Source organism: Phyllobacterium sp. A18/5-2 (genome assembly GCF_025452215.1).
Lineage (GTDB): Bacteria > Pseudomonadota > Alphaproteobacteria > Rhizobiales > Rhizobiaceae > Phyllobacterium > Phyllobacterium sophorae.
The window spans coordinates 1,370,930-1,385,805 of sequence record NZ_CP104967.1 but is presented as its reverse complement, the minus strand read 5'-3'; the positions used below and the strand labels follow the sequence as shown (position 1 = coordinate 1,385,805).

Sequence of the window (14,876 nt, the reverse complement as noted above, 5' to 3'; positions counted from 1 at the left end):
CGTGAACAGCAAAGTGGCAATTCAAAGCGCGGATTTGCGTCGATGGACGATGACAAGCAGCGTGAAATCGCGAGTGAAGGCGGCCAGCAGTCCGGCGGCAATTTCAAGAATGATCCGCAGCGGGCAGCGGAGGCGGGTCGAAAAAGGTGGCCAACAGTCTGGAGGCGGCTTCAAAAACGATTCGGAAGACGCTTCCAGTCGTCAAGGTGGGCAGCAGTCTGGTGGAGACCGCGGCGGCGACCAGCAGTTTGCCGAAAATAACGAAAGCGACCAGGAGCGCGGCGGAAATTTCGCGGATGATCCCGAGCGCGCACGTGAGGCGGGCCGTAAGGGTGGCCGGAGCTAAACATAGCGAAGTGGCGGTCGGGTCTCCCGGCCGCTGATTTCAATGATAAGGAGTGTGAGGCTATGAATAAATTTGCTTTGATTGCCGTTGCGGTAATGTATACCGCACCCGCGTTCGCGCAGTCAGCCGCTGAAAAGACCGGCGTGAATTCGTTGGTCGGTGTCGCTCCGAGCACCGAAGATTTCGTGTTACAGGCGGCACAAAGCGACATGTTTGAAATCGAGATCCAGCAAACTCGCAGCCGAGCGCGCCGATGCACCCACCAAGACTTTCGCCCAACAAATGATAGCTGACCATCAGAAGACAACCGATGAACTGAAGCAACTGCTCCAGAGCGGTCAGGTGAAAGCAACCCCGCCAACCTCAATGGCAGAGGCACAGCAGGAAATGCTCGCCAAGTCAAAGGGCTTGCAGGGCAACGAGTTTACGGAACAGTACCATTCGGACCAGGTTGCTGCTCATAAGGATGCCGTTGACCTCTTTCAACGCTACGGCGATGGAGGGGAAAATGCGGTTTTGAAGGCGTGGGCGGCAACGACACGACCCGCGTTGGAACACCATCTGCATATGGCGGAGGAACTGGATAAGTGAGTGGGTGTGGAGGCGTCGCTGCGCAAAAAAGGGAAATGAACCTCCGACGGACATCCAATTGAGGGCAGACTCTCAGAATTTTCAGCTGATAATAGTTGGTCAGAGAGCCGACCAGGCAGTAGGCCTAATTGAACTCTGCGTACTACAACACCAGGCCATACATCTCACGTCTGAAGTCGGCTGGCCAAACGAAAACGTTTACACAACACCCTTCGGTGGCTGCGTAAACAAAGCTCGGTGAGATACTACAGCTGCCGATAATCTCGAAGCCGATCCCGCTCACGTGCAAGTTCTTCCTCTGTCAAATCAGGGTTGCCCTCGTCAAAACGTTCCCACCCTTCCTCGCCGTACATCGCGCGGCGGCTATCAACATCGACAGGCGTATTTTGATTAATGATAGTTCTGGCGAGATCGAGTTTATCATCCTCGATACGGGCGGACACCAGGGTGCTACCTCTCCGTACGCCTTCTGCATAGACATGCGCTGTGTCTTCATCAACACCGGCGCTCGTCAAGGAACCGATTATCCCACCGGCAGCTCCACCAGCCAATGCCCCTGCTGCAGCGCCTGCCGCGGTGGAAACGAGCCAACCGGCGGCCACCACAGGGCCTACTCCTGGGATGGCAAGTAACCCCAATCCGGCAAGAAGCCCCCCGGTACCGCCTGCAACTGCGCCTATGCCAGCTCCTGTTGCTGCACCTTCACCGCGCCTTATGATACTGATGTCGTCGGACGATATCCCGGCATCCTCAAGCGCATCTACCACTGTTCTGGCATAGTTGTCATATAGTCCAGTTACGGTTCGCATTTAACTCTCCCATACTGAGATTCAAGTCTTGAGACCTATTTGGCCGCCTCCGTAATGTTGCCCTGGAAGTCTATTTGACTTCATACGCCTTACCCGATTTCATGGCAGAAGCGGCTTCTCCCTTCGTCAGCGCAGTAACATCCGAATATCCCTTACCCTCCATGCGTTCCTTGGCCTGTGCCTCAGTGAAGCTATTTTCACCAGGGACAGGCGCAGCAGGATTTGTGGTGTCAGGGCGTTTCTGCCTCTGTCGCCGGTTTCGTCGTATCCTGAGCATAAGCCATCGACATAACCGAAAGCGCGCTCAGTGCATCATGGTAGCTCCTAACCTGTCCATTCGATAACGAGTTAACCCCTCTCAGGACTCAAAGTTCCCGGCTTGAGATGGCAACCGGTCATATTTTTCTCTGGACAAAACTTTCCGTTGTAGTCGGCGGAATCTGTCTGTTTTTTATAAAGTCACCGTGAGACGGTGTGCTGATGGAGTGGCTTGCGGCCAACGGATTCTATGACTGGAATCTGAATCATGGAACTGATTGCTGTCTGAGATTGTTGCTTCGAAAAGGAGCAATGCAGTGACAGAGAAATCTAAAGGGCCATATCCCGAAAACGATGCCAAAAGAGCGTTCGCCAGGACTAGACATGGCGCGGACAACGACGGTGTTACTAGCGACAATCGCTGAGTTCTGTCGGGTAAAGAAGATGGTGATGCCACCTTCAAATCAGATGCGAAAGAAAACAGGCGCGACCGGCAGGGACCAAACAAGTAGTGGGCACTGCGCGCCAGATTTGTTACGCGGAACGCCACCAATTGCGGGATACCCATTAATCCTTCTCGATCTTGCATGTTCAAACCTTGGAGTGAAAAAGGAAGAACACTATGGAAAAGCATGGTTCACAGACTCCGGTGCGGGAGACTGCTACGGAGACGCGGCAGGGTCCACTTGGGCGGCCGGTTCTAATGGTGCTTATTGGTGGCCTGATTCTCGCGGCCATAGCATGGGGTGCTGCCGAAATGTTTGGTGAGAGTTCAGACAATAGCGCTACCATCGGGCAGGAGAGCCCCGCTGCCGGTCAGAACAAACCTTCGGATCAGGCGACGCCACCATCCGGGGATCAGCCAACAACCAATGCACCTGCTGTAAGTCCAACGCCACAAAGTGGAACCGGTGGAGATACACAAGCGAAGCCTCCGAGCAATACGTCACAGTAAAATTGTGCGGAGCTTGAAACCCGAGCGAGATCGACGCGAAAGGGCGAATGTTTCCGATGGTCGAGCCGGGAACAATTCTCCCATCGATCGCGAGTATGTGGAAATCCGCAACAAGTGCGAGGGTTTACGAGGTAACGCTGATCGAGGGCGATGGCGAGACCCATGCCTTCTGTCGTCGAACGATGAGTTCGATTTCGAGCGGTGGAATATCAATACCGATCCACGTGCCAGTTCCGCCTTCTTTTTCAGGCCGAGCCCAGCCCACGGGCTAAGGGTGGGGAACAGTTATCACGCAATACAGCGGCAGATCGGGCCTTTCGCTGATTTTGGGCATCAGCCGTTCAAAGGTACGCCCTCTCTGTAAACAAGGAATTAACCATGATGTTGAGCCTTTGATAACACGTGGCTGATGGTGGGTTGGTGGAAGTCCCGAGACCTGCTCCGCAATCAGGTGGCCAAGCGCATTTGCCGCCGCTGTTCTCCGCGGTGTTTGCGCTCAAGGTCGAATATGAGGCCTTGATTTCGCCGCTTCGTGGCCAATCGGCCAGCATCGAGCTTTTTCTTTGAACAAGGTTGGCTCCGGCATAGTGGGACATTACACCCGCTCACGACATGGATAAGCCGAGGGAACACAGTAGCTGCATAAGCGTTGCCCATTTTTCAGCGGGTGTTAACAATGTATCTCGTCCAGATTCTGCTTCCCCGTGCCGACAACAATGGTCGGCTTTTCGAACGTGCAGCGTACGATCGCGTAAAGGAAGATTTCGCCAGCAGCTTTGATGGAGTCACCGCCTATCTGCGAGCACCGGCAGAAGGGCTTTGGAGGGGGGTGCAGAGGCGAGCCACGACGAGATTGTGATATTTGAGGTGATGACGGACGAATTGGATTTAACGGACTGGCGCAGACGACGTGTTGCACTCGAACGCCGTTTTCACCAGGACAAGGTTATCATCCGCTATATGCCAATCAGCGTGATATAGCCCGACAGATGCCGTCGACCTCCGTCCGCGTTATGAAGTATGACCCAGAGACGAAGACCCTTTCCGTATGGTTCGTGGCGAGCGGCAAACGTTATGACTATAGCGAAGTGCCCCCGGACGTATATGCCAAGTTCCGAAGCGCGTTTGCAAAGGACCGCTTCTTCAATGACTATATTCGTGATCGCTTTCGGTATCGCTTGGCGCAGAATGAGTAGGATGTCCGGAAGGACCTTCTCTTGCGCGATAACAAGCCTTCCTAAGAGGAGTAAGCCGAAGCGCCCTGACGATTTGATGGGGTTAGTTGGCTCATTAGTTGGCTCCTCGCCAGGCGTCAGTCGCGATGGGCTTCAACTCTTCATAACCCGCCGCCGAAAGTTCGTGACAGGCTTTATACCAGTTGATAGACCTCTGCGTGGTCCGCCGCTTCGCGAATACCTTTGAAGGCTGGATGCCTCAAATTTCCGTCATGCGTCCAGGCACTGAAATTGACTTCGGCGATGAGCGTGGGTCGAACGAACACCAGCCCCTTGCCCTTGATCGGCACAGATGGTGTTTCGACCCGCATGGTATCAAGCTGTCTGCGCAAATCTCGCGCCAGCTTTGCCGAAAAACCTGTACCAACGTTGCCCACATAGACCAGCTTGTCATCTTGTTTCGCCGCCAGCAGCAGGCTGGCGATTGAGCCTTGGACCTTTTGCGATGGCTCATAGCCTATGACCGCGAAACTTTCGCTGTTACTGCATTTGATCTTGAGCCAATCGCCTCGCCGCCCGGAGCGGTAGGGACTGTTTATATCTTTCGCGATGATACCTTCCAGACCATGCGCACAGGCGTTGCGCAACAGCGATTCCCCATCGGCTTCGATTGTCTCGGAAAGCCGGATCGCGTCGCTTGACCTGTCGTTGAGCAACGTTGTCAGCATATGCCGCCGCGACGACAATTCCAGGCCAGTCAGGTTGTGGCCGTCGAAATAAAGTAGGTCGAAGGCATAAAAGATTGCCGCTCCCGCAGCCCTGGTGGCACGCCTGCCGCCGAGCGCCTGTTGCAGCAATCCGAAGTTGGGAAGCCCTTTATCGTCAAGAACAACCGCCTCCCCATCGAGGATCATGGTTGCGGGGCCGAGAGCCTTTGCTGCTGTCGCGATCGCCGGGAAAAAGGAGGTCCAATCATGACCGCCACGCGTAATGATGCGTACCCCAGTGGACTCGACATGCACAGCAAGACGGTAACCATCCCATTTTACTTCATAGGCCCATTGATCTCCCGTCGGCGGTTTCCTGGCGAGCAATGCCAGAGCGGGTTCGATGCGCTGCGGCATCGGATCGAATGGCAAGCGAGGCTGATCCTTATCGCGTTTTGCAGCAGGACGGCTCTTGAGCGGCGCATCAAGATCGGACAGGAGGCCGATGGTCTGCAGTTTCCGGGTCGAGCGTTTCGCCATTTACCTATTCTCCCCGTCGCACTTCACCATATCACCATCGACGGCGAGCAGTGATTCACAAACCAATATCGTTTCGATCATTCTACCTGCCCCCAAAACCCCGTCGAACGATTGTAACGATATGGTCAATTTTGCACTTCAACATTTGCTATTATGCTCAGCCCGGCTTGGGCCCGAGCTCGGTCGGCGGCGGCTGTATCGCGGTGTGAGATAGGTACCTGCGGCTCTTGCAGCTTTCTATAGACGCCATGTGGGCAAACCGCAGACCGCGACCCCGCAACAAAGGACGGCGTGCTTGTAGCACACCGTCTAATTTTTGAGTCCCGAATTTACGGGGGGCGAAAATCAGGACCTCAGCCGACCTGGAAATCAGCAAGCTAAACAACAAACCAAAACCTACTTCGTTCCGTCTTTGTACGCTTCCGGACATAAGTGAGGCCCGGCTCAGGGAGAGGAAAATTAGCCAGGCCTTAATGGTGGGAATACGATTTCTGAAATCTCGACCTGTGCCCGTCCACAGTCAAATCACATTCCGACCCGTTATCGACGCTCTTGTGCCAGCACTGCAGCTTTCCGGTTGGTGGCGGTCGAGGTGTCGTCTCCATGTAAATGTTGCCTCTCTCGCCGCTTCGACAAAGGCAATACAAGCAACGGCTGCGGAGCAACCACCTTGCACTTTAATGGGATTGCCTTGCAAATTTCATACTTGGGCCCCGTTTCTTCATCGGGCCATTTCTCGAGCTGCATCGTAGACGGAGCCGATGGCGATGGACTTACTGCCCTGCACCCAGATTCGATTTTGAACGGTTTTTAGTGCTTATTGCAGCATAACGCCGCCTTTCGACAAAAACACATACAGCAGGTTGTTCGGAGGCAATTATGTCAGGACGACATGAGGGAGGCAATTCGCAGCCACTCCAAGGTCTTCACTCATGACGATCGATTCAAGAAATTGCTCGAGCAACTGGAGCAGGCGAGAAAGACCAAGCAAACGCTAAACCGCACCATCACGTTTGGTCGCTGCAAAACTATTTAGAACCGTGTAGACCCGTGCTTCCTAAGACTTGTAAGCCCATTTGGCTTCGATTTCGTCACAAGCACTATGGAACCCACTAAGTTGTTCCGCGTTCATTCGTGCAGGGAAAGACAAGAAGCAGTACGATGGGAAAGAAGACCAAGGCGGTTCCGAAGAGGGTTGCAGGCGTGGGGGTACCAAATCGCTGAGACCGTCATATGCTGCAGGTCGAGGAACGAGATACGATCGCCGACGCAGGAGCGGCCGGCCTAAAGAGGGGCCATCGGAATAGCAGCGGAAGCAATTCATAGCGCAAGCAGCCACAATGGATGTTATCGGCGACACCGCCCGTTCAAGCTGCCCAAGGAGTGCGCAAAGGGAAAAACTTCGATCAAGCGACGGTAAGGCCTTAGCCGAACCGCCGACCGACTCGCTTCCCAAGGCGCGGAGCGGACTCCTGATTTCATGGAACGTCGGGGGATGGAATCAGTGGGGGACTCGGCGTTTGCCGGAGAGGCGGAGAAGTTGGTGCAAAGTTCGTGATTTATGCACTGAATAGTCAATGATGGCCCATCTAAAGAGTTATGAACCATGACCATTAGCGAGTCTGCGTCCCCTCTGTGGACCACCCAAAATCTGCGCCGTGCTATTGAGGCGGCCGGTGTGGCACTGTGGTCGTGGAACGTTGATAACGACCAGTTTGCGATGGACGAGCAGGCCTTTGAACTGTGGGGCATCGTGCCAAGCAACGAAGTTTCGTTTGAGACTTTATCGGCCCATATCCATCCCGCCGATAGAGACAGGGTGCGCGCCGCATTTACCGCAACGCGGGGGATTATCGGGGCTTACGAAACCGACTTCCGCATTTTGTTGGGTGATGAAATTCGATGGATATCGGCGCGTGGCCTCGGCGGCGACTCTGGCTTGCACAAACGCCATATGTTCGGAATTTTCCTAAACGTTACGGGGCGTAAACAAGCCGAAGAAGGACATGAGCTGCTGGCGGGCGAAATGAGCCATCGTGTAAAAAACCTTTTTGGCGATCGCAAGCGGACTGACTCGAATCACTTCCCGATCCACGACCACCGCCGCTGAAATGGCCACAGAGCTGATAGCGCGACTGGCAGCACTTGGACGAGCACATGACCTTGTTCGCCCACTCCCCGGTCATCAAGGACACACTGCACTTCTAGGCGATCTGTTGTCGGTTTTACTTTCGCCATATGAAGACATCGGAGCGTTCCGCGGTCGTATTCGCGTAGCGGTGCCGCGCATGGGGGTTGGCGAGGGTGCGGCGACTGCATTAGCGCTCGTTATCCATGAACTTGCGACAAATTCATTAAAATATGGAGCACTCTCCGCAGATGTTGGGACCCTTGACGTCTCAGGCTCTACGGACGATGAGGATGTAACGCTTGTTTGGACCGAACGAGGCGGGCCGACGGTCAAACCTCCCAACGGGGCAGGGGGCTATGGGAGTAAACTGGTCAATCGAAGCGTATCAGACTCGCTCGGTGGCTCGATTACCTACGATTGGTCAAATGAGGGGGTTATCGTCACTGTCACGCTTAAGGCCGAAAAGCTGGCTGCATAACAAAATGCCATGCGCCCCGATAACTTCCAATGTGAAGGCGGTGGCCTCACCTGATAAACAGACGCCAATGGGAGCGCGATGAATATCGAGCGCGAACGGCGCAAACTGGAGGCAGCGGGATTGTCCGTTGTCGCAGGAGAACGGCGGCACCAATTCCCACCCCAGCAAGTCAGGAGAAACTGTGATGCCAAGGCAAGAAAAACGCCTGCCGCGCGATGAATATTGCGGAACTAAAAGCCGTTCACGATGGTTGATTTACACGTAGCGGAGGGCGGCCTCTCATGAGGATTATTGAAAGACGTATTAGTGCGCGAGAAGACGGTGGCGGACACACCGTTGAGTTTGTCTACGAGGATGGAAAACGGGCCTCGGTTGATATCTCTGAAGCAAATTCTGTTGGCCTTAGCCAAGACGAGCTTATTCAGAAGGCAGAGCGCTTGCTTAACCAAATAGACGCAAGCGGGGAGCGAGGGGATATGCCTCCGTATGGCGTCGGGGACGGACCGAATTCGCTTAGTGAGCAAACGGCCAGGGCGAATTCCTTGGGGACAGATTCCTCGAATACTCCGGATCAGCCGCAGGGCCCGGTTCCCCCGAAAAACCCACTCCTGGACGAGCAAGATGAGAACGCCGACATTGTCGGGCTCAAGGGGGAAGGCCTTATTGAGCCTTAATAGGCAAATTAGACGGGGTGGCAGCAGTCCCATACGTTGGCGCAAATTAGGCGATGAATGCGCGTAGGTGGCGTTAGCCGAAATATATCTGACGAGAGAAGAAATCCAAAAGCCTTAACGCGATAAGATGCTCATCGGAACCCATTCATTCGCAAAGATTATCCAACAAGCAATCCCCACTTGGGCTTGAGAGAGACGTGCCCACCCTCTAGGGATGAGCACGAAAATGTTAAGCTGCCATTTTCTGGGCTTTTCTATTGATACCCCCTTCGGCGAGTTTGGTAAGAGCCTGATCCGTGGCAATCTCTTCTTCGAGGGTTTGAAGAAGAAGCGCCATCGCGTCTTTCAGTCCAAGCTCCGCTGCCCAGCGAGCCAGCGTGCCATAGCGGGCAATTTCATAGTGCTCCACAGCCTGCGCCGATGAAACCAACCCGGCGTCTAAAGCCGGCTCGCCTTTGAATTCATCCAGAACTTCCTCGCCCTCGGCAATAATTCCTTCAATCGCATCGCACGTTTTTCCCTGGGCCCGCTTGCCGAAGATTTCAAAGACCTGTTGCAGGCGCTCGACATGCATTTCGGTTTCATCGCGGTGTTTTTCGAAGGCTGCCCTCAACTCGGAAGAAGCTGCCCCTTTAGCCATCTTCGGCAATGCTTTCAGAATCTTGCGCTCGGCGTAGTAAACATCCTTCAGCGTCTCGTGGAACAATTTTTCCAATGTCTTTTCAACCATGATACGTTCCTCCATAAATCCCGGCCACTTGTGTGACGAGTGCGAAAGGAACGAACCTTCATGGCGAATGTTCCCCGACCCTGGAAAAAAGAACTTTGCGCTCGGGCGGTCAGCGGTATGCGAAACGTGAAGCAAGTAGACGAGACCGACCAGTCCACGGTCAACGTGCATCCGCAGGCCTTGGCAGTTTTAGAAGCAATAAAGAGCCCAAGTCTAAGCCTCGTTGATGGGCCCCAAGAATCGCGGAAATGCCTACAACGGAAATGCTATTGGCCACAGGAGCGTGGGCTCGATCTCCCGGAATAGGAGGCAGGGTCTCGGGGCTCCACAGCTTATTTCGCGGTTTCCTTCGACAAGATTGCGATGGTCATACGGCGGAACGCCGGAAATCGTTTCGAGAGCGTCAGTTTAGAGAGTTGGTGGAGCATTACGCTCGCATCTATGTGGTCCGAAATTGGCGTATGCGGCCAATAGAAGCGGTCTGGATATAGGGCGAGCAAAGTGTTCCCGGATACGGGCTCGGATGGTTCGACTATCGAATTGTTTTTCTTACACAAATTGCAACGGTCTCATGGATAGGGCAGGTTGGACGTCGGCAGACTCCGAAAGTTGGGCTATTAGATATGTGCTAGGATGGCGCTGTTAAGTCGATTTTGGCCACTTCTTAAGTGCTTCATCACATCATCCACTTAACGATCCTATCGCATTGCACTGGTAGTTAATGTTATTTATCGTGCTCCTAAATATATTAAATTTTACTTATCCATCGGTAACTGGTTTCATACCACTCGAGCCCTATGGGCGAAGCTAGGGAGAGACCATGACAACTGAAGTGGCAGAAAGTGAACTGCACGCATAATCCCGCGGAAGACCACAAAAGTACCCAAGGAGAGGATAAAATGACCGTTCGCGTTGCAATCAACGGATTTGATCGTATCGATTATGTGCGTCCCGTTGCGGAATTCGGCTGTGCCGAAATCGCGACCGTCGCAATCAGCGATCTAAATTCTGTCGTGAGCAACGCATACCTGATGGTTTATGCTGGCAAATCGGACAAGTCGTCGCCGAGCCCGAAGTCCAGGTCAAGAACGGTCGGGATGCTTCAGGGGATTTTCGCTTCCCTCATCGGTGTCCGGCTTGCAAAAGTTGAACAGGCTATTCTTGTAGTCATGCGATCTGACGCATTCCTAGGGTCTAAGTGGACGTCAAAAGAACTGCATTTCTTTCTATGCGAGATGCTATTTGGCCGATGCGAAGATGCGGACCATACAATCCATGCTTGGAGGAGCGCCGCCCTTAAGGCGTCCATTCGCAGGGGGTTGGCTTCGCTACAGCACAGGGGGCTGGTCAAATACACTGTGGCGCGTCAAAGATGGTTAAGCAGGCCGTCAGAAATCAAGTGGAGCTTGGTTGACGCGCAGATATGAAAGCCCACAACGCCGGCAAACGGGAACAGAAAAAGCGGCAATTATTTCTCGTGCATGAAGGCCCCTTCTGATCGAACGGCAGGTGCGACTCGTCTGGCAGTACCTGTCGCTTGGCGACCACGCGGAACCTCCCCCTATGATGACTTCCCACTAAACGATCGACGTTTGTGGCGGAAAGAGAACTTGGGAAGGCAATGTCAGTACACGCAGAACATATGAGGAGCGCGGAGAAGGCAAATTTGTCCAAAAATATTGTTCATTCGGTGGCAATGTCGCGGTTATTAGCGGCGCAAATCGGACATTGCGCGACAAGGCACGGGAGCGACGAACCCTGGTTCTACTGCAAAAGCCAACCGACCAACCATAACGCAACCATACCTGACACTATCCAAAAGAATACTGTGGCTCTGAAAAGTTGTTTTTGGCCCCTGAACATGACTGATCCCTTGGATGCGTGGACATGAACTTCAACAGACACTGACCAATACCCAGCAAGCTCGCGTCCCCCGGGACTGGCAGTATTGAATGCGTCACACTTCGCCGTTCGAGTGATCGTCAACTCTTCTCAACGAACGGCAACTTGATTTCATCTGTGCTCGTTTCGGCAATTATCCAGCAACTTCCGGTTAGCAGCTTAAATGAAGTAGAGCATTGTAGCGATAGTATAGCAAGAGCTATATTGATTTTGAGTACCTCGTGGTGCGGAAATTTCGTTGGTGCGGCGTTGTCGGATTTGATGGAAGTATAGCAACGGCTATGTTGCCCAAATCATGTGTTCAAAAGTTAACCAAGTGAAGACATGATGAACCAGCGCACACTGATTGCGGTGGGCTCGTTGGTGGTCCCAGCACACATTCGAGAAGGGAACCCCTGGCCACCAGTCGAACTGATCGCGGATATTATCGAAGAAAAGGGGAAAGCTAGGCAAGACGAGATAGTCCACGCTCAGCTGGCCGTGGCAAAATGCCGAAGCGGTCAATACCGCTGGCATCGTGGCCCTCTTCTTGAGGACTATTGACAAACACCGCGCCAATGCTGTGAGGACCATCGTTTCAATGCGCCATTGCCATCGGCACCGAGACGGCAAAAATTGACGCTGAACGTATCAAGCACCTCTCAATCCGGGGGGTCCATAGCTTGGGGCTCAACGATCTCGTCAGGCAGGAGTGGCTTGCATGTTCAATTGATCCGTTGTCCTTTTTCACTATCGAAAAGATGAACGTTGGAACTATCGCCTTTGACCGACATCCGATCGCCGACCTGAACCTCTGCTGTTCGCGGGAACTCGACTGTGATCAGTTTTTCTGTGCCGGCGTCGAGGTAACCAAAGGTCTGGCTTCCAAGCCTTTCGACGACCACCAATTCACCGCTGAACCATGCCTGGCCAGCGTCACAGACTGTCAAGTCTTCCGGACGAATGCCGAAGGTTATTGTCCTTGCTGCGTCGGACAACGCGTTTGGACTCTTGATCGTCGCTCTGCCGGCCGGCAACTCCACAACGATGTTATTGCCGGCGGTTTCAACAACACCGACTGGGAAGGTATTCATCGTCGGGCTACCGATGAAACGTGCAACAAACAGACTTGCCGGTTTGCGATAAAGGTCGAGCGGGTGCCCGATCTGTTCCACGTCACCTGCATTCATGACGACGATCCGATCGGCCAGTGTCATCGCTTCCACTTGATCGTGCGTGACGTAAACAGTTGTCGCCTGCATGCGGCGATGCAGCTTGGCAATTTCCAGGCGCATCTCGACGCGAAGTGCAGCATCGAGATTGGATAAAGGCTCATCAAACAGGAAGGCCTTCGGGCGGCGGACAATGGCACGGCCCATGGCAACACGTTGACGCTGGCCGCCCGACAGCTGTCCGGGGCGCCGTTCGAGGTAATCCTGAAGTTTGAGTATATCGGCAGCGCCCGTTACGCGCCGATCAATCTCGCTCAAGGACTCACTGCGCATCTTCAGTCCGAATGCCATATTCTCTTCAACGCTCATATGCGGGTAGAGCGCATAATCCTGAAAGACCATAGCTATGTCTCGGTCCGACGGCGGCAGGGCATTGACCACCTTGTCACCAATTTTCAATTCTCCGGCGCTGATCTCCTCCAGTCCGGCGATCATGCGTAGCAGAGTGGATTTCCCGCACCCGGACGGTCCGACAAGTACGAGAAACTCACCGCTCGCAATGTCAATATCGACGCCGTGAATTACGGGAACCGTCCCGTAGAGCTTTTTGATCTGCTTCAGGCTGATTGCTGTCATAAATTGTTCCTCCGCCAATAGCTTATTGACTTTCAATATCAATATCAATATCAATATCAATAATGATAATTAAATGCGTTCAGCTCAATAGGAGAGTCTGCAGTGCCTGACTCCATCGCTCCCCGGCCAGACCGCCCGCCACGCAATACGGTTGCCGCCAAAGCGTCCGTGGCGTTCGCTTCGCTGAAGCGCGACATCATGCTTGGCGAGTTGCGTGCAGGAGAACCGTTGACGGAGCTGGATCTCGCAGCCCGGTTCCAGTGTAGCCAAGGCAAAGTTCGTGAAGCATTGCTGCTATTGCAAGAAGAAGGACTGGTTCGACGTCAGGGTCACCGCGGCACACAAGTGTCAGCTTGCACCGTTGATGAAGCGGTCGAGATGTTCCGCGTGCGGCAGCAGATCGAATGCAATGGTATTGTCCGGGCTCTGCGCTACAAGAGCCGTACGCTTGTTTTCGATCTGCGCGCGCTTGCAAGCGATATGGTCGAGGCGGCAAAGGGCGATGATGAACTGCAACTCGCGGCATTCGATCGGGATTTCCATCGGCGAATTTTTCGCGATGCTGACCTTCCAGCGCTGGATCCGATCCTGCACCGATGCCTCGTTCACAATCATCGCTTCAAGATATCCAGAAGTATCGGTTCGCGCGATCTCATGGCGACAGCACTGCGGCATCGCGTCATAATTGAAGCCATCGAACAGGGCGATGTTTCCGCCGCAACGCAAACCTTGCATCACCATATCGCGACGATCGTTGACTTCGGACCGACCGTGTTTCCGGACGCTGATCAATGAATGCCGCTGGTTTTTCCAAGGAACTTTCCGCGGAAATGCGCGCACTGTTGCTCCGCGTTGAACAGGAGTTGGGACCGCAGCCCGATCCCACATTGCTTCCGCCGCACGAGGGAAGGGCGCAATCGGAGCGTATAAACGCGCGCAATAATGTGAACCTGCCGCCTATGGCGCAAGCCGAAGACGTTCTTGTTGCCGCTGACGCGAAAATCGGCTCTTCCGCATGTCGCATGCGCGTGCTTGTACCGTATGGTGCGGGCGCCGGTGCTGTGCTGTTCGTTCACGGCGGAGGTTTCGCGTTTTGCAGTCCTGAGACGCATGAACGATGTGCGCGCGTTCTTGCCAATGAAACCAGACTGCCCGTACTCGTTCCCGACTATCGTCTTGCACCGGAACATCCGTTTCCAGCAGGCTTGTACGATGTTGTCGCTTGCCTGCGCGGCGCATTCACCACAACTTTAGAAGCGGGGGTATCTGCCGGACCGCTTATCGTTTCAGGCGATTCGGCCGGTGCCAATCTCGCGCTTGCAGCCGTCATGCATGAAGAGAGGGCCGGGCATTTTTTGCCGTCAGGCATGCTCCTTTTCTACGGCACGTTTGGCGCCGATTTCAATACGCAATCATATGGACGATTTGCCGAGGGGCCGGGTCTGACGCGCCGCAAGATGCAACGATACTGGAACTGGTATTGCCCGGATGAAAATGCCCGCCGCGATCCGTTGGCCGCGCCGCTTCGCGCCGGTGACACTGTGCTGCGTGCATTGCCGCCGCTCTATCTCGTTGCTGCTGGCATCGACCCGCTATTGTCCGACACGCTTCTCTTTGCTGAACGGCTGAAGGCTGTCGGTCGCCATGATCCCGTCACCGTGGTGCCGGGAGTAACACATGGATTCTTGCAAAACACGAATGAACTGGCCGCGGCGCGGGAGGCGCTTACGGCCGCCGGTGAGGCTGTTCGAGGAATGATCCGCGGCAGTCAATGAACCATAACAAAGGTGGAG

At 54.1% G+C, this 14,876-nt stretch carries 9 protein-coding genes and 4 pseudogenes; 8 read left to right on the top strand and 5 right to left on the bottom strand.

Annotated elements, in window-relative coordinates; all coding sequences use genetic code 11:
• The first annotated feature begins 42 nt into the window (after positions 1-42).
• Together N8E89_RS29595 and N8E89_RS25390 are read left to right on the top strand one after the other, a co-directional pair.
• A pseudogene (locus N8E89_RS29595) lies at positions 43-346 on the top strand (general stress protein).
• 62 nt (positions 347-408) lie between these two features.
• Positions 409-937, top strand: a pseudogene (locus tag N8E89_RS25390) (DUF4142 domain-containing protein).
• 245 nt (positions 938-1,182) lie between these two features.
• On the opposite strand, the gene N8E89_RS25385 reads toward N8E89_RS25390, so the two are convergent.
• Both N8E89_RS25385 and N8E89_RS29590 read right to left on the bottom strand, forming a co-directional pair.
• Positions 1,183-1,746 carry a hypothetical protein gene (locus N8E89_RS25385; protein ID WP_262262551.1) on the bottom strand — a complete coding sequence of 188 codons (564 nt, stop codon included), beginning with the start codon at positions 1,744-1,746 and terminating at the stop codon, positions 1,183-1,185.
• Positions 1,747-1,781: 35 nt separating this feature from the next.
• Positions 1,782-2,036, bottom strand: a pseudogene (locus tag N8E89_RS29590) (PepSY domain-containing protein).
• A 590-nt stretch (positions 2,037-2,626) separates the two neighbouring features.
• Between N8E89_RS29590 and N8E89_RS25375 the strand changes: the two are divergent.
• Both N8E89_RS25375 and N8E89_RS25370 read left to right on the top strand, forming a co-directional pair.
• Positions 2,627-2,959, top strand: coding sequence for a hypothetical protein (locus N8E89_RS25375; protein WP_262262550.1), 333 nt, complete (start codon positions 2,627-2,629; stop codon positions 2,957-2,959).
• A 989-nt stretch (positions 2,960-3,948) separates the two neighbouring features.
• On the top strand, positions 3,949-4,155 hold the full coding sequence (locus N8E89_RS25370) for a KTSC domain-containing protein (protein WP_262262549.1): 207 nt from the start codon (positions 3,949-3,951) through the stop codon (positions 4,153-4,155).
• Positions 4,156-4,328: 173 nt separating this feature from the next.
• On the opposite strand, the gene ligD is transcribed toward N8E89_RS25370, so the two are convergent.
• Positions 4,329-5,381 carry a non-homologous end-joining DNA ligase gene (gene ligD, locus N8E89_RS25365; protein WP_262262548.1) on the bottom strand — a complete coding sequence of 351 codons (1,053 nt, stop codon included), beginning with the start codon at positions 5,379-5,381 and terminating at the stop codon, positions 4,329-4,331.
• 1,606 nt (positions 5,382-6,987) lie between these two features.
• Here ligD and N8E89_RS25360 point away from each other — a divergent pair.
• A pseudogene (locus N8E89_RS25360) lies at positions 6,988-7,990 on the top strand (sensor histidine kinase).
• A 903-nt stretch (positions 7,991-8,893) separates the two neighbouring features.
• On the opposite strand, the gene N8E89_RS25355 reads toward N8E89_RS25360, so the two are convergent.
• On the bottom strand, positions 8,894-9,394 hold the full coding sequence (locus N8E89_RS25355) for a YciE/YciF ferroxidase family protein (protein WP_262262547.1): 501 nt from the start codon (positions 9,392-9,394) through the stop codon (positions 8,894-8,896).
• A gap of 899 nt (positions 9,395-10,293) precedes the next feature.
• On the opposite strand from N8E89_RS25355, the gene N8E89_RS25350 reads away from it, so the two are divergent.
• A complete protein-coding gene (locus N8E89_RS25350) occupies positions 10,294-10,821 on the top strand; it encodes a hypothetical protein (RefSeq protein ID WP_262262546.1) in 528 nt (175 codons plus the stop codon).
• A 1,179-nt stretch (positions 10,822-12,000) separates the two neighbouring features.
• Here N8E89_RS25350 and N8E89_RS25345 read toward each other — a convergent pair.
• A complete protein-coding gene (locus N8E89_RS25345) occupies positions 12,001-13,083 on the bottom strand; it encodes an ABC transporter ATP-binding protein (RefSeq protein ID WP_262262545.1) in 1,083 nt (360 codons plus the stop codon).
• A gap of 102 nt (positions 13,084-13,185) precedes the next feature.
• On the opposite strand from N8E89_RS25345, the gene N8E89_RS25340 reads away from it, so the two are divergent.
• Complete coding sequence (locus N8E89_RS25340; RefSeq protein WP_262262544.1) at positions 13,186-13,878, top strand: GntR family transcriptional regulator; 693 nt, start codon at positions 13,186-13,188, stop codon at positions 13,876-13,878.
• Positions 13,875-14,858, top strand: a complete 984-nt coding sequence (locus N8E89_RS25335) for an alpha/beta hydrolase (protein ID WP_262262543.1) — start codon at positions 13,875-13,877, stop codon at positions 14,856-14,858. The genes N8E89_RS25340 and N8E89_RS25335 overlap by 4 nt, the downstream gene beginning before the upstream one ends.
• Positions 14,859-14,876 lie beyond the last annotated feature (18 nt).

Coding starts and splice junctions, on each gene's coding strand:
- N8E89_RS25385 (WP_262262551.1), bottom strand. CDS start 1,746: ATGCGAACCGTAACTGGACTATATGACAACTATGCCAGAACAGTGGTA.
- N8E89_RS25375 (WP_262262550.1), top strand. CDS start 2,627: ATGGAAAAGCATGGTTCACAGACTCCGGTGCGGGAGACTGCTACGGAG.
- N8E89_RS25370 (WP_262262549.1), top strand. CDS start 3,949: ATGCCGTCGACCTCCGTCCGCGTTATGAAGTATGACCCAGAGACGAAG.
- ligD (WP_262262548.1), bottom strand. CDS start 5,381: ATGGCGAAACGCTCGACCCGGAAACTGCAGACCATCGGCCTCCTGTCC.
- N8E89_RS25355 (WP_262262547.1), bottom strand. CDS start 9,394: ATGGTTGAAAAGACATTGGAAAAATTGTTCCACGAGACGCTGAAGGAT.
- N8E89_RS25350 (WP_262262546.1), top strand. CDS start 10,294: ATGACCGTTCGCGTTGCAATCAACGGATTTGATCGTATCGATTATGTG.
- N8E89_RS25345 (WP_262262545.1), bottom strand. CDS start 13,083: ATGACAGCAATCAGCCTGAAGCAGATCAAAAAGCTCTACGGGACGGTT.
- N8E89_RS25335 (WP_262262543.1), top strand. CDS start 13,875: ATGAATGCCGCTGGTTTTTCCAAGGAACTTTCCGCGGAAATGCGCGCA.